The organism is Mariniflexile maritimum, from assembly GCF_009746565.1.
Lineage (GTDB): Bacteria > Bacteroidota > Bacteroidia > Flavobacteriales > Flavobacteriaceae > Mariniflexile > Mariniflexile maritimum.
Genome location: NZ_WRPN01000010.1, coordinates 58447 through 82334 on the forward strand (window position 1 = coordinate 58447; position 23888 = coordinate 82334).

The 23888-nt window shown below is 37.7% G+C and carries 20 protein-coding genes; 9 read left to right on the forward strand and 11 right to left on the reverse strand.

The window, feature by feature from the left end; all coding sequences use genetic code 11:
• Positions 1-52: 52 nt before the first annotated feature.
• Together GQO80_RS12815 and GQO80_RS12820 are read left to right on the forward strand one after the other, a co-directional pair.
• The gene (locus tag GQO80_RS12815; RefSeq protein WP_157208764.1) at positions 53-1462 is read left to right on the forward strand and encodes a PQQ-dependent sugar dehydrogenase; all 1410 of its coding nucleotides are present in this window, start codon (positions 53-55) and stop codon (positions 1460-1462) included.
• Positions 1462-2178 (forward strand): SAM-dependent methyltransferase, encoded by a 717-nt coding sequence (locus tag GQO80_RS12820; RefSeq protein WP_157208765.1) that lies wholly within the window; start codon positions 1462-1464, stop codon positions 2176-2178. The genes GQO80_RS12815 and GQO80_RS12820 overlap by 1 nt, the downstream gene beginning before the upstream one ends.
• A gap of 2 nt (positions 2179-2180) precedes the next feature.
• On the opposite strand, the gene GQO80_RS12825 is transcribed toward GQO80_RS12820, so the two are convergent.
• The 5 genes from GQO80_RS12825 to dapF all read right to left on the reverse strand — a co-directional run bounded on the left by GQO80_RS12825 (position 2181) and on the right by dapF (position 6202).
• A complete protein-coding gene (locus GQO80_RS12825; protein WP_157208766.1) occupies positions 2181-2840 on the reverse strand; it encodes a peptidoglycan-binding protein LysM in 660 nt (219 codons plus the stop codon).
• 111 nt (positions 2841-2951) lie between these two features.
• A complete protein-coding gene (locus GQO80_RS12830) occupies positions 2952-3827 on the reverse strand; it encodes a DUF2279 domain-containing protein (protein ID WP_157208828.1) in 876 nt (291 codons plus the stop codon).
• Between the two features lie 36 nt (positions 3828-3863).
• On the reverse strand, positions 3864-4907 hold the full coding sequence (mltG, locus tag GQO80_RS12835; protein WP_157208767.1) for an endolytic transglycosylase MltG: 1044 nt from the start codon (positions 4905-4907) through the stop codon (positions 3864-3866).
• The gene (locus GQO80_RS12840; protein ID WP_157208768.1) at positions 4908-5432 is read right to left on the reverse strand and encodes a GNAT family N-acetyltransferase; all 525 of its coding nucleotides are present in this window, start codon (positions 5430-5432) and stop codon (positions 4908-4910) included. It lies immediately after the preceding gene.
• Positions 5429-6202: a diaminopimelate epimerase gene (gene dapF / locus GQO80_RS12845; protein ID WP_157208829.1), complete on the reverse strand. Its 774-nt coding sequence runs from the start codon at positions 6200-6202 to the stop codon at positions 5429-5431. The genes GQO80_RS12840 and dapF overlap by 4 nt, the downstream gene beginning before the upstream one ends.
• A 147-nt stretch (positions 6203-6349) precedes the next feature.
• On the opposite strand from dapF, the gene GQO80_RS12850 reads away from it, so the two are divergent.
• The 6 genes from GQO80_RS12850 to rpe all read left to right on the forward strand — a co-directional run bounded on the left by GQO80_RS12850 (position 6350) and on the right by rpe (position 11861).
• Positions 6350-7753, forward strand: coding sequence for a trypsin-like peptidase domain-containing protein (locus tag GQO80_RS12850; protein ID WP_157208769.1), 1404 nt, complete (start codon positions 6350-6352; stop codon positions 7751-7753).
• A gap of 182 nt (positions 7754-7935) precedes the next feature.
• Positions 7936-8568 (forward strand): tRNA (guanine-N1)-methyltransferase, encoded by a 633-nt coding sequence (locus GQO80_RS12855; RefSeq protein ID WP_157208770.1) that lies wholly within the window; start codon positions 7936-7938, stop codon positions 8566-8568.
• Between the two features lie 178 nt (positions 8569-8746).
• Positions 8747-9424 (forward strand): tRNA (guanosine(37)-N1)-methyltransferase TrmD, encoded by a 678-nt coding sequence (gene trmD, locus GQO80_RS12860; RefSeq protein ID WP_157208771.1) that lies wholly within the window; start codon positions 8747-8749, stop codon positions 9422-9424.
• A gap of 258 nt (positions 9425-9682) precedes the next feature.
• Positions 9683-10546, forward strand: a complete 864-nt coding sequence (locus tag GQO80_RS12865) for a sigma-70 family RNA polymerase sigma factor (protein ID WP_100610046.1) — start codon at positions 9683-9685, stop codon at positions 10544-10546.
• Between the two features lie 196 nt (positions 10547-10742).
• Positions 10743-11159 carry a BLUF domain-containing protein gene (locus GQO80_RS12870; protein ID WP_157208772.1) on the forward strand — a complete coding sequence of 139 codons (417 nt, stop codon included), beginning with the start codon at positions 10743-10745 and terminating at the stop codon, positions 11157-11159.
• Between the two features lie 39 nt (positions 11160-11198).
• Complete coding sequence (gene rpe / locus GQO80_RS12875; RefSeq protein ID WP_157208773.1) at positions 11199-11861, forward strand: ribulose-phosphate 3-epimerase; 663 nt, start codon at positions 11199-11201, stop codon at positions 11859-11861.
• On the opposite strand, the gene GQO80_RS12880 is transcribed toward rpe, so the two are convergent.
• The 6 genes from GQO80_RS12880 to GQO80_RS12905 form a co-directional block, all read right to left on the reverse strand.
• Complete coding sequence (locus GQO80_RS12880; RefSeq protein WP_157208774.1) at positions 11858-12274, reverse strand: CBS domain-containing protein; 417 nt, start codon at positions 12272-12274, stop codon at positions 11858-11860. The two genes, rpe and GQO80_RS12880, sit on opposite strands and share 4 nt — an antisense overlap.
• 77 nt (positions 12275-12351) lie before the next feature.
• Entirely contained in the window at positions 12352-12771 is a 420-nt protein-coding gene (locus GQO80_RS12885; protein WP_157208775.1) for a CBS domain-containing protein, read from the reverse strand.
• A 289-nt stretch (positions 12772-13060) separates the two neighbouring features.
• Entirely contained in the window at positions 13061-14365 is a 1305-nt protein-coding gene (locus GQO80_RS12890) for a serine hydrolase domain-containing protein (RefSeq protein WP_157208776.1), read from the reverse strand.
• A 91-nt stretch (positions 14366-14456) separates the two neighbouring features.
• Complete coding sequence (locus GQO80_RS12895; RefSeq protein ID WP_157208777.1) at positions 14457-16301, reverse strand: outer membrane protein assembly factor BamB family protein; 1845 nt, start codon at positions 16299-16301, stop codon at positions 14457-14459.
• Between the two features lie 129 nt (positions 16302-16430).
• A complete protein-coding gene (locus GQO80_RS12900) occupies positions 16431-19346 on the reverse strand; it encodes an FAD-binding and (Fe-S)-binding domain-containing protein (protein WP_157208778.1) in 2916 nt (971 codons plus the stop codon).
• A 270-nt stretch (positions 19347-19616) separates the two neighbouring features.
• Positions 19617-20366 carry a DeoR/GlpR family DNA-binding transcription regulator gene (locus GQO80_RS12905; protein ID WP_157208779.1) on the reverse strand — a complete coding sequence of 250 codons (750 nt, stop codon included), beginning with the start codon at positions 20364-20366 and terminating at the stop codon, positions 19617-19619.
• A 245-nt stretch (positions 20367-20611) separates the two neighbouring features.
• Here GQO80_RS12905 and GQO80_RS12910 point away from each other — a divergent pair, with 245 nt between their 5' ends.
• Positions 20612-23878, forward strand: coding sequence for a SusC/RagA family TonB-linked outer membrane protein (locus tag GQO80_RS12910; protein WP_157208780.1), 3267 nt, complete (start codon positions 20612-20614; stop codon positions 23876-23878).
• The last annotated feature ends 10 nt before the right edge of the window (positions 23879-23888 follow it).

Here is a 23888-nt window from a genome sequence, read left to right on the forward strand (position 1 = left end):
TCAGTATTTTTTTTGTAACTTAGGCTAGCGTAACCCCTTAATTATTAGTGAAATGAAAAGAATAATAACACTTATACTTTTTTGCGTGGTTTCTTATTTGCCTGCACAAAGCATCGACATCCAATTAATTGCAAACGGTTTTGATAGGCCTGTTAGCATAAAACACGCCAACGATTCCAAAATGTTTGTGGTTGAACAAAAAGGCATCATAAAAATTTTGAACGACGATAATTCAGTAAACAGCACCCCTTTTTTAGATATTGACAGCAAAGTGAGTAACTCTGGTGGCGAACGCGGACTTCTAGGTTTGGCATTTCACCCAAATTACGCATCAAACGGTTATTTTTATGTAAACTATGTTAATAATGATGGCAACACCGTAATAGCAAGGTACTCCAGAATAAACGAAACGACCGCCAACGCCACCTCTGAACTGGTTTTATTAACCATTACCCAACCCGCGGCAAACCATAATGGTGGCGATATGGCCTTTGGTAGCGATGGTTATTTATACATTGCCAGTGGCGATGGTGGAGGTAGTGGCGACCCCAATAACAATGCCCAAAATTTGAATTCGCTTTTAGGCAAACTATTGCGTATTGATGTTGATAATGCCAGCAACGGAAACAATTATGCCATTCCTGCAACCAACCCCTTTTTAAACGATGGAAATGCCAATACCCTACCTGAAATTTGGGCGTATGGATTAAGAAACCCATGGAAATTTTCGTTTGATAAATCTACTGGCGATTTATGGATTGCCGATGTAGGACAAAATGCCTATGAAGAAATTAATATGGTTAATGCGTCGTTGGCAGGCCTAAATTATGGGTGGCGCTGCTATGAAGGATTAAACCACATTTACAATACGAGCGGCGGATGCCCCAACCAAAACACCATAACCCAACCCATTGCGGAATATTCTCATTCTGGTAGCGGGCTTTCAAAATGTTCAATAACAGGCGGCTATAGATACAGGGGTACGCTATTCCCGAATTTAACGGGTCTCTATTTTTTTGCCGATTATTGTAGCGATGAAATTGGGGTGCTGACACAAAACGGCACGAATTGGAATATGACGTTTCCCAAGCAATACAGCAACAAAGGATGGACTTCCTTTGGCGAAGCAACTAATGGCGAACTCTACATTGCAGCTATAAAATCGGGGGAAATTTTTAAAATTATTGATAGCAGTTTGCATATTGAAGACCACAAGCAATTAAGTATTTCAATGTACCCAAATCCAACAAAAAACACTGTTAATTTTGATGTTTCATATCTTAAAAATCCGTTAGAATCTATTAAAATTTACGATATTCACGGCAAACAAATAAAACACATCACCGCAATAGAGCAACCGCTAACAACATTAAATATCAACACAATGGCAAGTGGCTTGTATTTCATTGAATTAACAGACCAAAAAGGCAATAAAGAACTAAAAAAACTTATAAAACAATAATGGCAAATCCGTTAGGAAAACTATTTTTAATACCAACAACCTTGGGCGACAACGACCCACTAGAAGTGCTTCCAATAAAAGTGAAACAAATAATTGATCAAATCGATACCTTTATTGTTGAAAACGACAAAACGGCACGCCATTTTATAAAACGTATTTCACCCGAAAAATCGCAACCTGCGCTGAAAATGTTCCATTTGAACAAACATACCGATGCTGCAGATCTGCCCACTTTTTTAGAACCCTGCCTTAACGGTGTAAATGTGGGTTTGCTATCGGAAGCTGGTTGCCCCGGCATTGCAGATCCGGGTGCCGATGTTGTTAAAATTGCCCACCAAAAAAACATAAAAGTTGTGCCATTGGTAGGCCCATCATCCATTTTAATGGCTTTGATGGGCTCTGGAATGAACGGACAGCGTTTTGCTTTTAATGGCTATTTACCCATAGATAAAGGCGAACGAAAAAGCGAAATTAAGCGGTTGGAACGGTTATCGTTCGAGCAAGATCAATCACAATTATTTATTGAAACGCCTTACAGAAACAACAAGATGTTAGAAGATTTATGCAGTGTACTAGACCAAAATACCAACATTTGCGTAGCCTGCGATATTACCTTGCCAACCGAATTCATAAAAACACAAACAGCGTCCCAATGGAAAAAAAATAGCGTCGATCTTCATAAAAGACCCACGCTATTTATACTTCATAAAAGCTAAAACTAGATGGCTTTTGCTTTTTTGTTGGCTTTAATAGAAGACGTGTCGTAGCCCGAAAAACGCTTCATATAATATTCGATGTTGGTGCCGAAGCTATCTTCAAAATTATCAATACCATAGCTTCTCAAATAATTTTTTACGCTGCCCGCACCCGCTAAATGTGCCGCTGCCAAAATGCCCGATTCGGTTATAAGAATACCATTAATAGTTTTTCCAACGAAATTTTTAATATCCCTGCGCAAAATCCATTTGTTACGTTCGGTATTTGCAATAAAAGCCTTTTCTTGGAGTTTTGGAGATTTTAAAAACAGCGTAGGATTATGGATACCTATCAATTTTAAGGTTTCGGTTCCAAATTGGTATTTCCCTAAATAGCCCAAGGCGTTCACCGTAAAATAATTGCCCCTGGATTCCTTGAAGGCCAAGGCCTCCTTAAAACCAACAAACGATTTTTCCAAAAAAGGTGAAAAGGTTTTTTTTACTTCATTGGACGCTAAAGCACCGTCCTTAATGCCCGCATCTGGCTTTACGGTGTAGTTTAAGGTAAGTCCATTGGTTGAATACTTACTTAAATCTACGGTTTCTTTAGATGAAAACAACACGAACAATAGAATACATATTGTTACAGTTAGTGTTAGATAACTTGCAATACTTTTTCTCATAGTTTCTAAATTTCTTCAACATTAATACATGGTAAAAACGTTTGAAAATTTGAGCCTGCAAAATTAGATATATTTTTAATTATATCAAAATTAATCGTTTATCTACTTTTTTTAATAGTAGAATAGATGAAATACACAGCCCTTTTTATTGATTTCCAAGGTTGGAAAAGGAATTTTTATCATATTAAAAACATCAAAAAACAACTTTAACACCTTAGAATTGGTTTCAATATTCGACAAATTTACATCGAAACTTAAATAGAATTGGCGCTGCCTGCTTATATTTGTTAACAACTGATTGTCAACATCTTTCAAACCCGTCAACATCCCGTCAGCCCCATATCCTACGGCAACATTCAGCCATTTGGGTAGGTCTTTTTCATTGAAAAAAGCGTGTAAATTTCCACTTAGCCAATACGTTTGTCCGTTGTAGTCCTTCAAAATCTGTTCCAAAAAACCGTTCCCGAGCTTATCAGGACGTTGGGAGGCATATTTTGTTTGATGAAACGAGAATTTCAATGCGATACGTTGTTCCTTCCAAAGTAATTCTTGCCCTATGTACAAACCTGTCCCTGATGCGTTTGCCAACATATCGCCCCACGAAAACCCCCATTCTTTGGAAAAACCATCTAAAACCTCGACGGTTGTTAAAAATGCGAAACCCAGGGTAGCTCCATAAATTAGCTGGTCTTTTTTATCAACACCACTCCAATTTAATAGATGTGCACCATGTTTACCGAGTTGGTAGGAAGAAAAGACATGGCCCATTTTATCCATTTGAAGCCATTCGTTGTTATCGTTAATGGTGTGGAATTTTGAACGCTCAAAATCGGCATACCAAATTTGGTTTAAACCTAGTAACGTTATACCAGCAACGGAAGACTCTGCAATAATTAGGGCTTGTCGCCTTGGTTTATTTAGGGTATCCGAAGGTGTTAAAAACGTATCAACCTTAGATTGGGAAGATGCTGCCAAAGCCCACAACATACAAAATAGCAGGTATTTTGATGAGGCCCACTTCACTTATTTATTAATTCCTTGTGAAGAAAGATATTGCTGATATTCCTGCGCATTGACGTTATGTTGCGACAGTGTTTTTGCAAACTTATGAAACCCGAAACGCTTTGCATCGGCGGCAAAATAAAGATATTGGTGCTTTTCGTAATTTAAAACCGCATCGACCGCCGAAATATCGGGCATGGCAATAAGCCCTGGTGGCAACCCAATATTTTTATAGGTGTTGTAAGGCGACACAATGTCTTTATGGATATTTAAAACGCGTTTAATAACAGTATTTTTATATTCTGGCAATTGATACGCTGCAAATTTCAAGGTTGGGTCTGCTTGCAATGGCATACCAATTTTTATGCGGTTCATATAAACACCGGCAATTCTGGGTTGTTCGGAGACTTGTTTGGATTCCTCATAAACGATGGATGCCAGTGCAATAACCTGGTCGCGCGATAAACCAATGGCTTTTGCTTTGGCGTTTCGTTCGCTGGTCCAGAACCGATTGTATTCCTTTAGCATGCGTGCCCGAAATTGTTGTGCGGATGTGTTCCAGAAAAACTCATAGCTATTGGGTAAGTACATACCTAAAGCAGTAGCATTAGTGAAACTATTCTGATTTAAGAATGATTCATCTTTCATAGCCTGTAACAACGATAAACTATCGGCCTCAATTTGGGCGCTAACCCTTCCTGCCAAACTTTCCAAAGATTCCTGATTGTTAAAAGACAACATGATAGGAAGATTATTACTTCTAATGGAATTGATAATATCGTTATTGTTCATCCCTTTTTTAATGGCATAACGACCGGCTTTAATGTTAGTTACATATTTTTTCTGTTTTGCCAAGGCATCAAAGGTGTTAATATCCTTCAAAAGTGGCTCTAATTGTTGCCTTACGTCGTTATAATCGGCATTGGTGGCAATATATACATAAGCGGTATCATTATTAAAAGCGGTATTTGAATGAATCATGATATTGTAAATATAATAGGCAAAGTAGGCAGCAATGGCCAACCCAATAAACACAATGGCAAGAAGTATTTTTTTTATATACATTTAATTATTTATAAGCTGAAAAAGGTATTCGTTTTTATAAGTGCCGTTGGAAAAAATCCACTCTTTTTTTAGACCGATGTTTTGAAAACCCTGGTTGGTAAAAAGTTTGAGGCTGGCTTCGTTGTCTTCTGAAATATTGCAATACAATTGATGCAATCCTAAATGCGTAAAACTATAATCAACCAATAACTTTAGGGCTTCTTTACCAACGCCCTTCAAACGGTCGGTTGGGTTTTTAACCAAAATGCCCACACCTGCCCTACTGTTCTTAAAATCGAAATCGAACAGATCGATCATGCCCAAGGCCACATGGCTATAACTTGAAATAACCAGCCGTAATTGTTTCACTTCAAAAATATCCTTGTGCGCCTGCTCCAAATATTGTTTGATCAAATATTTAGAATAGGGCGTTGTGGTATTGCTCATTTCCCAAACCGATTCGTCGTTTTCAATAGCGTGAATAAACTCCAAATCTTCAGGTTCCAAAGCGCGTAAATAGATGTAGTCTCCTTTTAGGGTTATCATATTGTTCCACTAAAAACATAAGTTGCTGGCCCTATTAGCCATACATTTTTATAGATGCCATTTTCAACATCAAACGAAACCTGCAGTTCGCCACCCTGTACCTTGAGGGTTATGAGGTTTTTATCGGTTTCTTTAAGGGCATGCATTGCCAAAGCTACTGCTGTTACACCTGTTCCGCAAGATAGGGTTTCATCTTCCACGCCACGTTCGTAAGTTCTAACGGCAAAAATTTGATTGGATAATTTCTTAACAAAATTCACATTGCTTCCCGCTTCATTATAAGGTGAACCATACCTTATTTTTGCACCTTTCGTTTTGATGTCGAAATTTTCAATGCTATCTTCAAATTGCACATGATGCGGCGAACCTGTATTTAAAAATACGTGGTTTTCATGCATTTCAACATGCGTAACATCTTGCATTTGAAGTTTCACGATGCCTTTTTCAATCGTTGCGTGGTGCAAACCATCAATCGCTTCAAAAACCGCTTTATTGCTAATTACGCTCAAGTGTTTCGCAAAGGCCACCAAACAGCGGCCGCCATTGCCGCACATGGTACTTTCATTGCCATCGGCATTGTAGTACACCATTCTAAAATCTAAATCGGGATGGTTTTCAAGCAATATTAACCCATCGGCTCCTATACCAAATCGTCGGTCGCATAAAAATGCAATGTGTTTGGTATCTTTTTTGTTGAACGTTTGCAGACGATTATCAATCATCACAAAATCGTTTCCTGTTCCTTGATATTTATAAAATTCCTGTTGCATCATAAAGCACAAATATATAAATATTAAACCGTTTTATAGAGTGTTAAATGGTCGTTAAAGTTCACGTTAAAAATAGTTAAAACAAAATATCGAATTCAATAAATATATAATTTTAGTCGTTCTTTAAAATAAAAACGTAATTAAAATATGAAGAAGTTATTATCATTAGTATTGGTTTCCGCATTGGGCGGTGCTTTAACCTTAGGTGCTTATAAACTTTTTTTAGAGCCAGAAAACAAATTTACTTTAACAACGTCGGGGGTTAGCGCCCCTTATTTGCCTACCAGCAACACAGGCACCGTATTGGGCACCAATGAAGCCCCAGACTTCACAATTGCTGCCGAAAATGCCGTAAATGCGGTGGTGCACGTAAAAAATGTGTCGATAAGCTCGGGGTCGATGACGTTTGAAGATTTATTTTTTGGCAGAAACCCACAACGTGCCCAAATGGGAACAGGTTCTGGCGTGATTATAAATGCCGATGGTTATATTATTACAAACAATCATGTTATCAATAATTCCGATCAATTAACCGTTACACTTAACAACAACAAAACATTTAATGCCAAAATAATTGGTTCCGACCCCAAAACCGACATTGCCCTTTTAAAAATTGATGCCGATGAGGACTTGCCTTTTGTGGCCTTTGCAGATTCCGATCAAGCAAAAATTGGCGAATGGGTGTTGGCAGTTGGCAACCCGTTCAACTTAACATCAACAGTAACAGCGGGCATCATAAGTGCCAAAGCGCGCGATCTATCTGGCACAAGTTCGCAGTCGTTTATCCAAACCGATGCTGCCGTAAACCCAGGTAACTCTGGAGGTGCCTTGGTAAACACCAGGGGCGAATTGATAGGGATAAACACAGCCATCTCTTCGCAAACAGGCTCCTATATTGGCTACTCTTTTGCGGTGCCCAGTAATATAGCACGTCGCGTTATTGAAGACATCATGGAATTTGGCAACGTACAAAACGGTATTTTGGGCATAAGCGGCGGTTCGTTAAATAGCGAATCGGCAGAGAAATTAGGTATTAACGATACCGAAGGTATTTATGTTGACAGCGTAGTTGAAGAATCGGGTGCTGAAAAAGCCGGTATAAAAAAGGGCGATATTATCAAGGAAATCGACCATGTTAAAGTTTCAAAATTTGCAGATTTAACAGGACATATTGGTGCAAAACGCGTGAACGATGTAGTAAACCTGAAAATTTCAAGAGATGGCACCATAAAGAACATTGCCGTAACCCTTACCCGCAACGAAATGCTTACCTTACCACTGGTAGGAAGAGTGAAAAATGCTAAGCTAGAAGATTTAAAACGGTTGAAAGCCCCTAATGGCATCAAAATTATTGAACTGGATGCCAAATACGCCGATTATTGGAAAAATAATGGTGTGAAAGTGGGCGCTATCATCACTGCCATTAACGACACTAAAATAAACTCGGTCGATGATGCGCAGGAAGCTCTAAAAAACAAATCGGATTACGAACCTTTGCGCATAGAGCTTATCAATTCCAACGGAGAAAAAGAGCGTTATAATTTTAGATAGACCAACTTACATTTAGTGAATTTTGTAAATTAAAAACAGAAATGAATTAAAAAGTCCAATCTATATTTTTAACCGTATATAAATTTAGCCTCACCATGTGAGGCTTTTTGTTAAAATTAAAGTGTTTTATTAACTATATTTTTTAACTTAGTGAGCCAAAAAAACTGAAAACCCATTCTATCATGATTTGCATCAAAAACTTAACCTTATTTTTATTCTTGTTTTCGCTATCAACTTTTTCACAAACACCTAATAATGAAGAAGATAACCTATCGTTAAATAGTGGCACCCTAAACAATCAATTTGAATATGTAATAAAAAAATCGAATGGTTGGAACGATGAGCGTGGACAAAATTACAGACTCATAAAAATTCAGTGGATTACCGAATTAAGAGCCCATACGCTCGATTCCATACAAGCCCTACGCAAAGATTTAGTCGCTACCGAAATTACGGTAAAAGCCCAAGCTAAGGAAATTGACAATTTAAAATCAACCCTCGCCACCACGCAAAACGACTTAAATACCACCAAAAACGAAAAAGAAAACATAGCGTTATTTGGTATTCAAATGAGCAAAGGCGGTTACAGCTTACTTTTGTGGAGCATCATCATTGTTTTATTGGCATTTTTGGCCTATTTCATTTATAAATTTAAAAATAGCCACGTTGTTACCAAAGATGCCAAACGTGCACTTGCAGAACTTGAGGAAGAGTTTGAGGAACACCGAAAAACCGCCGTAGAGCGCGAGCAAAAGGTAAGGCGCCAATTGCAGGATGAAATCAATAAACAGAAAATGACCAAAGGCAACCAATAGATTAACGTATTGCCCTAGTAGCGGTTTGAGGTATGTTTATAACCTTGGTGCTTCGTGCTTAACCCATTTTTCATGCACTTGAAAACATTTGTAATGGTAACGCTTAATTTTCAATAAGAAAAAACAGTGAAAACTTCCCAATCAAATCCATTATCTTTGCAAACTATTCCAAGACACCATGCGCATCGATATTATTACCGTTTTACCGGAATTACTTAAAAGCCCTTTTGAAGCCTCCATTTTAAAACGTGCCATTGAAGCCAATTTGGTGGAAGTGCATTTCCATAATTTACGCGATTACACCAGCGATAATTACAAATCGGTTGACGATACACAATTTGGTGGTGGCGCGGGCATGGTCATGATGATTGAACCCATAGACAAATGTATTTCGGCCCTTAAAAAAGAACGTACATACGACGAGATTATCTATATGACGCCCGATGGTGAAACCTTAAAACAAGGCATAGCAAACCAATTATCATTAAAGGAAAATATCATGATCCTTTGTGGCCATTATAAAGGGGTGGACCAACGTGTGCGCGACCATTTTATAACCCGCGAAATATCGATAGGAGACTATGTGCTTTCTGGTGGCGAACTGGGAGCAGCCGTACTTTGCGATGCCATAATCCGATTAATTCCAGGCGTTTTGGGAAACGAAACCTCTGCCCTAACCGATTCTTTTCAAGATAATTTATTGGCACCACCCATTTACACAAAACCCCGCGACTATAAAGGCTGGAAAGTACCCGAATTGCTGTTTAGCGGCAACTTGCCCAAAATTGAGCTATGGCGCGAAGAACAGGCCTATTTGCGAACCAAAGAACGCCGACCCGATTTGTTGGACGAATAAAGTAAGACATTCTTCTTTTTTAAACTAAATCTATTAAATGAATGTGGCAACTTTAATTAGTTAAGGCTTTGAACGATTTTAAGATGCTGAAAACCGAAGCCCTCAACAAAAGTGACCATTTTTAAATTTAGTGTCCTAAAAAACAAATCGAGCCCATTAATTTTTTTTTTGCACCATATTTTGTAACATATTTTGATGTGTGTGCGTATAACCAATGAATAACAAAAGTCATTTTAAAACTTACAGGAGACACTTTAGATGAGACAACTTAAAATTACGAAACAGGTTACCAACAGAGAAACCGCTTCGTTAGACAAATATCTTCAAGAAATTGGAAAAGTTGACTTAATTACCGCAGATGAAGAAGTAGAATTAGCACAACGCATCAAGGCAGGCGACCAAGCAGCTTTGGAAAAGTTGACAAAGGCCAATTTACGTTTCGTGGTATCGGTAGCTAAGCAATACCAAAACCAAGGCTTAACCCTGCCCGATTTAATCAACGAAGGCAATTTAGGCTTGATTAAGGCCGCACAACGTTTTGATGAAACACGTGGCTTTAAATTTATATCGTATGCCGTTTGGTGGATTCGTCAATCGATTCTACAAGCACTAGCCGAACAATCGCGTATTGTTCGCTTGCCGTTGAACAAAATTGGTTCTATCAACAAAATCAATAAAACCTTTGCTTTTTTAGAGCAAAGCCACGAGCGTCCGCCTTCAGCAGAAGAAATCGCCAAAGAACTGGACATGACCATTAACGATGTAAAAGAGTCTATGAAAAACTCGGGACGCCACGTAAGCATGGATGCCCCCTTAGTTGAAGGTGAAGACTCCAACTTATACGACGTTTTGAACAGTGGCGAATCGCCAAACCCAGACAGGGAGCTTTTACACGAATCATTGCGCACCGAAATTGAGCGTGCCCTAGAAACCTTAACACCTCGTGAAGCAGACGTCATCCGATTGTATTTTGGCTTGGGAAACCAACACCCCATGACCTTAGAAGAAATTGGTGAGACCTTCGACTTAACCCGTGAGCGCGTGCGCCAAATAAAGGAAAAAGCGATTAGAAGATTAAAACATACTTCTAGAAGTAAAATATTAAAAACGTATTTAGGCTAGTTTTTTTATAAATTACCACTAAATTACAGCAACAAACAGTTACGCATAACTGTTCGTTTTTTGATTGATGAAAGAACCCTCGGCTGATTACCGAGGGTTTATTTCTTGTTAAAAATCGCGCGTTTTCCTTCCAAAACCATCCTTTCTATATTTTTTTCATAACTTAGTAAACTTGAACAACCACAAAAAAACCCTAATGCTAAAAACTATTTGCTATATAAGTGATTCCATGCACAATGAATCGCTTAAAAATATTGAAGATTTATATTTAAAAGCCAGAACCAACAACGCAAAAAACAATATAACAGGAATTTTAATGTACACCGACCGAAATTTTTTACAGGTTCTGGAAGGTGAAGAAACCATAGTTGACGCAACCTTTAAAAAGATTTGTGCCGATATACGGCATAAAAACATTTTCAACATCATCGACTCACCTATTGAACAGCGCATATTTGAAGATTATAACTTTGGCTTTACCACCATAAACAACAAACAAGAACTTAACAATCTATTTGAGTATTTGAATTGGTTAAAAAATGCCGATTGCGATTGTGCCAACAAAGTGATTGCAATGGTGGAAAACTTTATTATGAAGAACAAACAATCGTAAACCAAAACCCTTATTTTTGCACAAAATCAATACTTAAAAATGAGTTCTAAACTAATTGCACCTTCATTGCTTGCGGCAGATTTTGCCAATTTACAACGTGACATTGAAATGGTTAACCAAAGTGAAGCAGATTGGTTCCATATTGATATTATGGATGGTGTTTTTGTGCCCAACATTTCTTTTGGAATGCCCGTGCTTCAAGCCATTACAAAACACACAAAAAAGCCCATTGATGTGCATTTGATGATTGTCGAACCAGACCGCTATATTAAAACCTTTGTAGATTTAGGAAGCGACATATTAACCGTTCATTATGAAGCCTGTACCCATTTGCACCGTACCCTACAAGCCATAAAGGCTGAAGGCATGAAGGCCGGCGTATCATTAAACCCGCATACCAACATAAACCTATTGGAAGACACTATCAATGATATTGATTTGGTTCTTATAATGAGCGTAAACCCTGGTTTTGGCGGACAAAGTTTTATAAACAACACCTATAATAAAATAGCACAATTAAAAGAATTGATTGTTCGCAAAGGCGCCTCAACACTTATTGAAATTGATGGTGGCGTTAACACCGAAAACGCCAAGGCACTTATTGATGCCGGTGCCGATGTTTTGGTTGCTGGCAGTTTTGTTTTTAAAAACAACAACCCGCTAGAAATTATTAAGGAACTAAAAACAGCTGCAAATTCTTAGTATTGCCGTATAAAGTAGTTTAGTAAATCGGTAGTGGTTACTATTCCTATTAGAACCCCGTCATCTACAATGGGTAGGGCATGAAATTCTTGTTTCGCGATAATTTCAGCAGCCTCCTTTATGGTTGTTTTACTAGAAACGCTTATCACGTTTTTGGTCATAACCTGTTCAATAGTAAACATATTATAGACTATTGAATCTACACTTTGTTCATCATCGTTTAGGTCGGATAGACTGATACGCAACAAATCGGAATAACTTAGCATGCCAATAACGTTTTCCGCACTTACCACAGGTATATGTCTTATTTTGTGTTTTTTGAAAAGTTTTTCGGCATATTCTAAATTGTCCGATCTGGTTAGTGCAATGATATTCTTTGTCATTATGGCTGAAATGGGCGTTATTTTTCTCATGGCAAGTTTTAAATTTTAATTAAAAAAGGCTTGTTTTTTTATAAATACCATTAAATCCAAAATAATTTTTTTTGAACCTAGAACTGCTTCAGCAAATATTTTATAAGGTCGGTAGTGGTTACAATTCCCACCAATTTATTATTGTCAACCACTGGCAAAGCATGAAACTCTTTCGATGCTAGAATTTCTGCCACTTCCTTTATGGAGTTTGATGAAGACACCGTAATAATGTTTCGTTTCATGACCTGTTTAATACTGAACATATTGTAAACCATGGCATCGGCATCGGTATCAACACTATCGGTTATATCGGCAAAACTAAGTCGAAGTAAATCGGTATAACTCAACATTCCTACCACCACATCATCAGAAACAACGGGGATATGCCTTATATGGTGCTTTTTAAAAAGTCGTTCAGCCTTCTCTAAGCTATCGTGTTTTTTTAATGTAATAACTGGTGCAGTCATTATCATTGATATAGGCGCTTTTCGTATCATGGCACATAGGTTTTAAACTTAACTTCACTAAAGTTACGAAACTAAAAGTCGAAAAAGCATGACAAAAATCATGGAGCAGTTCAATAATGCGCCAATAAGGTTTAAACCTATATTTTAAAGCAAATTCTGGCCGTAGCTTTTTTTATGCCAATTAATAAGTATCCTTTATCCAATTGTATGGTTTCCTTTTTACCCATAAACCACTTGGGCACCTTAGGAACGAAAACAGTAACGGAAGAAGATTTTTTTAAGGTTTAAAATATTTGATACAAATACAACATGATGGTTGTCAATTATTTATTTGCTTCCAGATTTTAGATGAAAAATCGTCTTCATACATTAATCTGTTAGTACGCGATGGATTTACGCGATTGGTAAGAATAATTAAAAACCTATCCGTAACCGGGTTCAGAAAGAAAAACGTTCCGGTAAAACCTGTATGTCCGAAATCATTTTTTTTATAATAGGCATTTGGTTTTCGCTTATCAAAACCTATACCCCGAAAAATACCTTTTTTTGCCAATGGCGATTTTGTAAACTTTTTAACAACCCGAGGCTTAAGAATCTGTTCGCCCCTGTAATACCCTTTGTTAAGTAACATTTGGCATATCACCGAAATGGATTCAGCATTTGCAAATAAACCCGCATTTCCAGAAACACCCCCTAAAATAGCAGCAGTTTCATCGTGTACAAACCCCCTTATGGTATCTTTTCTAAAAAAATTATCAATCTCGGTTGGAATAACATGCTCAATTGCGGTCCAATTTAACGGATTGTAACCAATGTTTGAAATACCTAATTTGTTGAAATTGCTATCAGCCAGTTTGTCCAATTTCATACCTGTTTTAGCCTCCATCATTTGTTGTACTAAAATCAAATTTAAGTCGCTGTACAAATAATTTCCACGAATATTGGTTTTGGCCATTGGTATTTGTCCATACATTTCTTGATAGAATTCAGGATTCAACCACATGTTTTTATAAATTTGAACATAGTTTTCCTTTGGTTCAAAAGAAAGGTATTTGGCGTTATATACTATATCTTTATGCACGTACATTGTGTTGAACTTTGTTGGATATTCTTCGGATGGTTGACTGCTTAACAACGGTGAACCATCGGGTGTTGAAAGCAAGCTTTGGTAGAACAAGATACTCGGTTTTAATCCCGTGGTGTGGGTAAGTAATTCAAAAAGCGTTATATCGCCAATGGGCGTATTTTTATATGCTGAAACAACATCGCCCAATTGCGCCTTTAATTGTAATTTCTTCTCTCCAACCAAACTCATGGCCACAAGGGTTGCCCCTAAAACCTTGGACATGGAAGCCACATCATACACGTCGCTTGTAGTTACTTTGCTTTTCTTTCTGCTGTCCTGAAAGCCATAATTTTTCAGTAAATAAATAGAATCCTTACTGCCCACCACGATTTGTGCTCCTGGAAAAAACCCTTTATCGAGTGCATTATTCATCATTGAATCGATGTACTTGCTGTTTTCGTTAGTATTAAAAGACTTTTTGGAATTTTTTAAAGTGCCACAACTTGCCGCTGAGAACATTAAAAAAATAATTGCTATGATAAGTACCGTTTTACTCATTTGTATTAAGTATAAATTTGTGTAAGCAGATCAAACATCGCCTCCTAAATTGGTAATTTGGATAATCAAAGCATCCATTACCAATTTGGAACTATAAGAATCCATCTAACATAAATATTGTCCCTTCAATAAGCGAAGTCCAAACATTCCCTTTAGCATCAACAGTAAAACCGTTGATACCTGAACTTCCTAATTTAATTTTATTTATTATCTCAAAAGTTTCGGCATCTACAATAACCACTTCGCCTTTACGGCTACCAATATAAATTTTACTTTTTTGCTCTAAAATAGGCGCAGGATTGTGCTCATAACCAATTTTTAAATCTAAAACACGGCTATTTTCAACCAAGTGCTCCTCGGTTAATTCTAGTGTATCGCTTAGCGGTAACCTTAAAAGTTCACCATCCATTGTTTTTGCATACAACCACTTCCCATCCCGACTCTTCCCCATCGATTCCCTAACTTTCCATTTAGAAGTCCTAAAAAGTGTTTCGCCTGTTTTAATGTTTAAAATGGTTAAAAAACGCTGAGGAGAAACAAAGTAGAGCCTATTTTTGGAAGCTGCCATATTTACGTTTCCTGCCGAATATAGAACCTGTTTGCTATTGCCGTTGTTCCATTTCCAAACAAGTGCGCCTGTACTTTTGTTTAAACAATACACGTAGGTATCCCATGCACCAAAAATAATATGGTCGCCATGAATGAGCGGCATGCCCTGTGAATAGGACGTTGGCAAGTTGTTCTCCCAAATTATACGGCCAGTAATGGCATCGATACAAATAAATTTTGTAGAACTTGCCATATAAACTTTATCTTTTTCAACAACTGGAGAACCTACCAGAACGCCTCCAACGGGCGTGTTCCACTTGATTTCACCAGAATTGGCATCATACCCCATAACATGGCCTTCAATGGTACCAACAACAAGGGTGTTTTTTACAGCTATTGGCGCAAAATAAATTGAATTTCCGGTTTCAATTTTCCATTTCAAGATGTTATTTTTCAAATTAACCGCCTGTATTTGGCCAATGGAATTTGCAAAATAAATGGTGTTTTTATGAATAGTAAGAACGCTATAAATGGACGCACTATCTTTAATTGAAGGATTTGAATTAATTTCGGTTTTTTCTAAATTAATTTTTGAAGGTTCAGATGGCACTGAAAACCTAAATACGCTAGGTTTTTCAATTTCTTTTTGATAAATACGGATACTATCGGCACTAACAACAACCTCGTTATAGCTTTTTGTTTTCCTGTCCAAAGAAGTAATGGAAATGCCCATGATGCCACTTAAGCCCGAAAAATCGTATTTTTTTAAAGTATGCCCATGACCACAAAAACTGGCGACCGTTGGGTATTTTTGCAAAACCGACAGTACTTCTTTATAATTGCTAACACTATTATCCAGCGGATAATGGGCAAAATTTAAAACTTTTTTTGTAGGGTCGTTAAGACGCTCGTTTAGTGTTTTATCCAACCAAAGCACATCCTCATGCTTTACAAAACCATCGCCCATTTTCATATAGGGCCCACAAGGAAAACCTATAAAGAGATAGTCGCCTTTTGAAAACACAAAGCGATCGGCTCCCCACAGTTTTTTATAGGTTAAACCGGCACTTTCGCTCCAATTGGTTTCATGGTTTCCAGAAATTACATGATAGGGAATTTTTAAGTTAGCTAGTATGGAGTGAACTTGTTTCAGTTCATCATCGGCACCTCGATTTGTTAAATCTCCTGTGATGATTACAAAATCGTGATCTGAATTGTTAATCTCCGTCACTATATTTTGCAATAAAAAATCATTTTCATTTCCTACGGATACGTGTAAATCGGTGAGATGGACAAACTTAATAGGGCCCGATTTTTCATTGTTTTGAGAAAAACCAAGTGCCATTAAAAAACCAAAGAAAATAAAAGTATATAGCTTTTGCATCATGAATAATTTAGCCCAATGGGTATTGATTTATATTAAAATTCCAATTTTTATTTCTCAGTTAACAGGAATTGCCGTTTTAAAGAACAACAAATTCCTTTTTCATTTTAGAAGCTAAAATTTAAAAAAAAATTATTTTAAGCATCCTTTCAAAATGGTTACGGGATGTTGCGATACCCTATGGGTGCCATCAAAAATTTGATGACGGCAACTGGTTCCCGCTGCCGCTATGATGGTAGTGGCTTCGGTGGAACGAATTTTAGGAAATAGGGTATCTTCCCCCATTTGCATGCTAATATCGTAGTGTTCCTTTTCATAGCCAAACGAACCCGCCATTCCGCAACATCCTGAATTAAAAATAGTTACAACATTATTTTTTGGGATATTTAACATGGTGAAAGTCGCTTCGGTGGTGCTTAAAGACTTTTGATGACAATGACCATGAATTTTTATGGTTTTTTTCTCCTCTGAAAATTGTTCGGCGCGAATGTTTCCTTTCTCTATTTCACGTTTGAAAAATTCTTCAATAGTAAAACAGTTTTTTGATAATGTGATGGCACTTTCCTTATCATCCGCCAATCGAAGATATTCATCCCGAAAGGTCAATATGGCAGACGGTTCGATACCAATCAATGGGGTGCTTTCGGAAATTAAATGCTTAAAAATGGCAATGTTTTTATTGGCTACCACCTGAGCTTCTTCAAGAAATCCTTTTGAGATAAACGCCCTTCCGCTTTCTTCATGTGCTACCAAAATAACCTCGTAACCTATGCTGGTCAATAATTCAAACGCATCAATTCCTACTGAAACATCATAAAAATTGGTAAATTCATCACAAAAAAGATACACCTTGCCATTTTGAAAAGCCTTAGTATGTGCACGGTTTTTGTTTTTTTCGTACCAATGCCTAAAGGTAGTTGCAGCCAGCAAAGGAACTTGGCGTTTATGGGCAATTCCCATAATTTTTTTAACCACCGATAGATTTGAGACAACATTGGTAACCGAGGGCACCATGCTTCCCAGCTTATTTAATCTGGCATTAAAAGCAAAAATCCTGTTGCGGACAGAAAAACGGTTTGCTTTTTGGTACTGATACAAAAATTCTGCCTTTAAGGCCGCCACATCCACATTGCTCGGGCACTCGCTCGCGCATGCCTTACAGCTCACGCACAGTTCAAAAACCTTGTATAGCTCGTCGTGGTTGAATTTATTAGCTTTATCGGAATGTGTTAAATATTCCCTTAGTGCATTGGCCCTGGCGCGGGTGGTATCTTTTTCGTTTCGGGTGGCACGGTAACTGGGGCATAATGTACCGCCTGCCGATGGCAGTTTCCTGCAATCGCCCGAGCCGTTGCATTTTTCGGCTGCCCGTAAAATGCCCATACTATCGGAAAAATCCTGTATTGTTTTTATGTCTGGTTCCATCCTTCCTGCTTCAAACCTTAGGTTTTCATCCATTTTTGAAGCGTTCACAATCTTGCCAACATTTAAAATTGCATTGGGGTCGAAAGCATTTTTAATCCGTTTCAACAACCCGTAATTTTTCTCCCCAATCATAAAAGGCAAAAATTCACCACGAACAATACCATCGCCATGTTCACCACTTAAAGAGCCTTTGTATTTTTTAACCAAAATGGCAACTTCGGTAGCAATGGTTCTAAATTGGCGCAATCCTTGAGTTGTCTTTAAATTTAAAACGGGACGCAAATGCAATTCGCCAGCCCCGGCATGCGCGTAATAAATGGCATTTTGGCCGTGGCGTTCCATCATGGCGGTAAAATCGGCTATGTAATTGGGCAAGTCGCTCAATTCCACTGCAGTGTCCTCAATGGAATCTGCTGCTTTATCATCGCCTACAATACTGCCCAGAAGCCCCAAACCTGCTTTTCGCAATTCGTTTATTTTATCAATATCGGCCCCATAAATTTTTGGCAATGCATAACCAAAATTGTTTGCCCGTAAGTCGTTAATCAATGCATCTGCCTGTAATTCGGCATCTTGCATACTTATATGCGATGCCACTTCAAACATCATTACAACTTTAGGGTTTCCTTGGATAAAAAACCTGTTTTTGGCCTGTTCCCTGTTCGTTTTGGTACAATTTAAAATGGTATCATCCATCATCTCACAAGTGTATAAATGATGGTTCATGGCGGTAACTACGGCTTCTAAACTTTCCTGAATGGTATGGAAATGCGCCACTACCATGATATTGTTTACGGGTGGCACATCATCAAGCCTTAAAGTAACTTCGGTTGTAAAAGCAAGGGTGCCTTCGCTGCCACAAAGCAGTTTTCCTATATTTATGGTTGGCTCGGTACCGCCAAAAAGCTCGGATTTTAACAATAAATCGACTGCATATCCTGTATTTCGCCTATGGATTTCAGGTTTTGGGAACTCCTTTAAAATTTCCTTTTGGTTATCTGTATCCGATAGTTCTTGATAAATTGTTCTGTAAATTTTATTTTCAAGCGTGTCGCCTTTGGTTTTTTCTATAAATGCTTCAGAAGTAAGGTCGTTAAAAATCGCTATGCTGCCATCGCTTAAAACAGCTTTAATTTCCACAATTTTGTCGCGGGTAACACCATATCTTATGGAAGTGGTACCCGATGAATTATTGCCCACCATACCACCAATCATGCAGCGATTGGATGTTGAGGTATTAGGGCCAAAAAACAAGCCATGGGGTTTGAGATACAAATTAAGTTCGTCGCGTATAACCCCTGGTTGCACTTTTACCGTTTTATTGATGGGATCGAAATCTAAAATTTTGGTGAAATGTTTTGAAACATCGACGATGATACCGTTTCCAACCGTTTGGCCTGCCAACGATGTACCTGCGGTTCTGGGGGTAATTGAAATTTTATGCTTTTCGGCAAATCGAATAATAGCAACAATATCTGCTTCCGATTTAGGAATTGCCACCGCCAGAGGCATCATTCTGTAAGCCGAAGCATCTGTGGCGTATAATTTTTTATGAAGTTCGTCAAAAAAAAGAGTGCCTTCTAATGATTGGGATAATTGTTTTAGTGGTAATAATTCAGACATCTCTCATTTATTGATATTGCTTATTTTTAGGGTTAAACCAATTTCTGTCCCTACTAAAGTTAAGTTACAACTGCTTTAGTTTTAATGTATAATGTTTACTTTTTATGCGGCTTTTTTATTTTGAAATAACATTATCAAACCAAACAACCCCAATTCTTATGAAACCCTAACTATGTTATTATCATAATTTATTTTGCGTTTTTTAAACAATCAAAATACAAATAACGCACAAAAACGCAAAAATACTGTCTGCTTAATTTCAAAAAAAAACTAAACAACGTTTACCCCTAACTTTTTATATTCTTCCAACCTTGGGTCATCGGTTTCCAATTCGGTAACGATAGTATCCAATTGACTTAGCTCACAAACAACATGAGGCATCCTGGTGTTCAACTTATTAGAAGAAAACATGGAAACCACTTTGTCTGACGCTTCAATCATTGCTTTTTTGACAATTGAAACCTCATATCCAATTTCCGTTAAACCTTGATTTATATTAATACTGCTGGCTCCTATAAAACAAATGTCTGCTTTAATTTTGGACAAAACCTGAACCACGTCCATCCCTATGGTAACCATTGCATTTTTTTGCATTTTTCCACCTATAAATATTAAATCGATATTTGGGTGCTGCGAAAGCTGCATGGCAATTGGCAAACTATACGTGTAAATGGTAACCTTCAAATCTTCTGGTATTAACCTTGCAAAGACGAGGTTTGTTGTTCCTCCGCTCATTATAATAACCTGCCCATCATGCAACAAAGGCAATGCCTTAGTAACAATTTTCTTCTTTTGTTCTTCAGCATTTATGTTTATACTGAAAATATTATCGGTTTTTTCCTGAATTGAAATAGCGCCACCATAAACTTTTTTGAGCAGTTTTTTGCTATCCAGTTCATTCAAATCCCTTCTTACGGTATCTTCGGATAAATCAAGAGCCAAAGCCAAATCGCTTGTAACCACTTTTTGTTCTTCAAGTAGTTTATCCATAATATATTGGTGTCGTTCAGCCTTTAACATTTTCAATAATTAATAATTCCAAACAAATATATTAAATAATTTAATTCAAAACCTGTTAGCACCATTAAAATTGCAATAGTTTGCGTTTTTTATTTTTCAAGACCCTGTTAAACATTTCAAAATATTAATTAACAAGCATCATTCTGCATTTTTTTGTATAATTTCAAAAAATAATTTTATAAAAAACGCATTATTAGGCATAAATTAAATATATTTGTTAGATAACTAAATAAAGATTTTAAATTATGAAGAAATTTCTCCTCTTTTCACTATTGGTTTTGTTCTTCCAAATAACGTTTGGGCAAACAAAAACAATTACTGGAACTGTAAAAAACAAAGCCGACGGAATTCCAATACCCGGAGTAAACGTAGTTATTAAAGGCACAACCAAGGGCAGTACGACCAATTTTGATGGAAATTACAGTATTGCCGCATCCTCGGGCGAAACGTTGGTTTTTAGCTACATAGGATATGAAACAGTACAAATCAAGCTTGAAGGTCAACAACTAATTAATGTAGATTTGGCTGAAGACACTTCAAAATTAGACGAAGTGGTAGTGGTTGGTTTCGCATCACAAAGAAAAGCCAACTTAACAGGTGCTGTGGCCAAAGTTGATGTAGAAAGAGCACTTGGAAGCAAACCCCTAACCGACTTAAGCAAAGGGCTGCAAGGCACCACGGCTGGATTAAACATAACATTTAACTCTGGAAACATTGGAAGATCTTCGAATATAAACATTCGAGGTGCTGGAACGATTGTAAATGGCGTTGCAACCGGCTCGCCATTGGTGCTGGTTGACGGCGTACCATCGGACATGTCGCTTATTAACCCCGAAGATGTTGCTTCAATGTCAGTGCTTAAAGATGCAGCTTCAGCTTCTATTTATGGGGCTCGTGCCGCTTTTGGCGTTATTTTAATAACCACTAAAAATGGAAAAAACGCCAAAGGAAAAGTATCGTTTTCATATAGCCACAATTATGGCTGGAGCAACCCAATTTCGTTAGTAGATTTCCTCGACCCTACCATTGAACTTCCTGCGATGATAGAGGCACAGGCCCGTGCGGGAAATGCAAATCCTGAATCGTTTGGAATGAATTACAAAACATTGCTCCCCGGCATCATAAATTGGAAGGCAAATTATGCCGCTACAAGGAGTAAAAATGACAAGAACATGATTTTAGGAGAGGATTTTGATGTCATTGGAGGAAAAGAATATTTTTATAGAATTTGGGACCCACACCAAGAAATGTTGAAGAAAAATGCTGTTCAATCCTATCATAATTTTTCAGCACAAGGTTCCTTGGGCGATAAAAGCTCGTTTATAGTTTCTCTGGGTGTTTCAAATCAAGAGGGCATAATGAATATAAGTACCGAAAGCAATGAAAGAATAAATTTAAACATGGGCATGACCACCCAGTTAACCAATTGGCTATCAGGCGATTTTAAAGTACTTTCTTCAGCTCAAGAATACAAATCGCCCTTTAACTATTACAATAGTGGTTTGGATACCGCTGGCAACGGTTATTTTGGTTATTACATGCGCTGGGGCTCGTATTTCCCTTACGGAACTTATAATGGCATCTCGTTCCGCCATGCACCTGGCTACATGAATAATGCATCCATGAACAAAAGAACGGAAAACGATATGCGCTTAAGTGCCAAGTTAACAGCGCAGATTACCCAAGACCTAAACATAATAGGCGAATATAGCATAAACAACAATTATTCTAGCTATAAAATGAATGGTGGCCAAATTCCATTGTGGGATTGGTGGACTGGTGCAGCCGATTTAGTTGCAGGAAAACCTACAATGATGGAATCTGGTAATGATTTTGTAGCGCAAGCAAAATCATCATACATAACAAATGTTGCTAACATATATGCCAACTATTCCAAAACCTTCAACAACATCCATAATTTCAAGGCCTTGGCTGGATTAAACTCTGAATGGCAATCTTTTGAAAGAACTTATGCACGCAGAAACACGCTTTTGGACAAAAACAAACCTGAATTTAATTTAGCTATTGGCGATCAATTTACATCACCTCTTTCCTCAAACTCTGTATTGAACCCTGGTTTATCAGAGTATGCCATTGCTGGATTTTTTGCACGTGTAAATTATGATTACAACGACACCTATTTATTGGAATTAAACGCACGTTATGATGGGTCCTCAAAATTTCCGTCGCAAGAGCAATGGGGATTTTTCCCATCGGCTTCAGCAGGTTATAGAATTTCAAATGAAAAATTCATGGAAGGCACCCGCAATTGGTTAAATGATTTAAAATTACGTGCGTCGATTGGTTCCATAGGAAATCAGAACATTGCAAACAATGCATTTTTATCGGTAATGAACAGGTCCAATCCTTGGTGGTTAGGAAGCGGCGCGTCCATACCTCCTTCAGTTTCTTTACCTAGCAATGTTGATGAAAATTTAACCTGGGAAAAGGTAACCACACAGGATATTGGGTTAGACTTAAGGATTTTTAATATGTTAGGAGTGACATTTGACTACTACCAACGCGACACCAAAGGAATGTTATCTCCGGGTAAAACACTTCCCGGGTCTTTTGGGCAATCTGCGGCAAACACAAACTCCGGTAATCTTAGAACCAAAGGCTGGGAGCTTGCCATTAATTTCAACAAAGAAATAAATAGCAACATTGCTGTATATGCAGATCTTACCTTGTCTGACTATACCACAGAGGTTACAGAATGGAACAACACCTCTAAATTATTAGGTTCATTTTATGCAGGCCAAAAAATTGGCGAGATTTGGGGATTAACTACCGAAAGACTTATTCAAGCAACAGACAATATTGATGCCACTGGGTTAATTGTTAATGGTGTCGATTTTAAAAATGTACGCTCAGGTGTTTTTAAATATGGCCCCGGCGATGTTCTGTACAAGGACTTGAATGACGACAAACAAATTTCTAGAGGCGCAGGAACAGCCGATGATTCGGGGGATTTAAGCGTAATAGGCAATACAACTCCTAGATATCAATATGGAATACGTCTTGGAGGAACTTTTTATGGGTTCGACCTTGATGCCTTTTTCCAAGGTGTTGGTGAGCGCCAATATTGGGCAACTTCCGATTTAATTTTACCATTTTACAACAGAACCGATGCCATGTACGCACACATGAACGATTACTGGACACCTGATAACACCGATGCCTATTACCCAAATCCGTATCCAAACCATGCAGGAAATGCTTTTGGTTCTTACGCACCAGGTTCAAATAATTTTGTAGCACAGTCAAGATATTTACAAAATATGGCCTATTTAAGATTAAAAAGCTTAACCGTGGGCTATACGGTACCTAAAAACTTCGTTGAAAAAATAGGCGTGGATAAAATACGGGCCTATATATCTGGTATCAATCTCTTAACCATTAAAGATGACAATTTACCGGTAGATCCTGAAATTAACGATTCTGAAGCAGCATGGGGAAGAACCTTCCCGTACTCAAAAACATGGTCTGTGGGTCTTCAACTTGCATTTTAATAATAATAAA

Coding starts and splice junctions, on each gene's coding strand:
- GQO80_RS12910 (WP_157208780.1), top strand. CDS start 20,612: ATGAAGAAATTTCTCCTCTTTTCACTATTGGTTTTGTTCTTCCAAATA.
- dapF (WP_157208829.1), bottom strand. CDS start 6,202: ATGCAACAGGAATTTTATAAATATCAAGGAACAGGAAACGATTTTGTG.
- GQO80_RS12830 (WP_157208828.1), bottom strand. CDS start 3,827: ATGTTGTGGGCTTTGGCAGCATCTTCCCAATCTAAGGTTGATACGTTT.
- GQO80_RS12885 (WP_157208775.1), bottom strand. CDS start 12,771: ATGATACGAAAAGCGCCTATATCAATGATAATGACTGCACCAGTTATT.
- GQO80_RS12900 (WP_157208778.1), bottom strand. CDS start 19,346: ATGTCTGAATTATTACCACTAAAACAATTATCCCAATCATTAGAAGGC.
- GQO80_RS12895 (WP_157208777.1), bottom strand. CDS start 16,301: ATGATGCAAAAGCTATATACTTTTATTTTCTTTGGTTTTTTAATGGCA.
- GQO80_RS12880 (WP_157208774.1), bottom strand. CDS start 12,274: ATGAGAAAAATAACGCCCATTTCAGCCATAATGACAAAGAATATCATT.
- GQO80_RS12820 (WP_157208765.1), top strand. CDS start 1,462: ATGGCAAATCCGTTAGGAAAACTATTTTTAATACCAACAACCTTGGGC.
- GQO80_RS12890 (WP_157208776.1), bottom strand. CDS start 14,365: ATGAGTAAAACGGTACTTATCATAGCAATTATTTTTTTAATGTTCTCA.
- GQO80_RS12855 (WP_157208770.1), top strand. CDS start 7,936: ATGATTTGCATCAAAAACTTAACCTTATTTTTATTCTTGTTTTCGCTA.
- rpe (WP_157208773.1), top strand. CDS start 11,199: ATGAGTTCTAAACTAATTGCACCTTCATTGCTTGCGGCAGATTTTGCC.
- GQO80_RS12865 (WP_100610046.1), top strand. CDS start 9,683: ATGAGACAACTTAAAATTACGAAACAGGTTACCAACAGAGAAACCGCT.
- GQO80_RS12905 (WP_157208779.1), bottom strand. CDS start 20,366: ATGTTAAAGGCTGAACGACACCAATATATTATGGATAAACTACTTGAA.
- GQO80_RS12840 (WP_157208768.1), bottom strand. CDS start 5,432: ATGATAACCCTAAAAGGAGACTACATCTATTTACGCGCTTTGGAACCT.
- GQO80_RS12815 (WP_157208764.1), top strand. CDS start 53: ATGAAAAGAATAATAACACTTATACTTTTTTGCGTGGTTTCTTATTTG.
- GQO80_RS12870 (WP_157208772.1), top strand. CDS start 10,743: ATGCTAAAAACTATTTGCTATATAAGTGATTCCATGCACAATGAATCG.
- GQO80_RS12825 (WP_157208766.1), bottom strand. CDS start 2,840: ATGAGAAAAAGTATTGCAAGTTATCTAACACTAACTGTAACAATATGT.
- trmD (WP_157208771.1), top strand. CDS start 8,747: ATGCGCATCGATATTATTACCGTTTTACCGGAATTACTTAAAAGCCCT.
- GQO80_RS12850 (WP_157208769.1), top strand. CDS start 6,350: ATGAAGAAGTTATTATCATTAGTATTGGTTTCCGCATTGGGCGGTGCT.
- mltG (WP_157208767.1), bottom strand. CDS start 4,907: ATGTATATAAAAAAAATACTTCTTGCCATTGTGTTTATTGGGTTGGCC.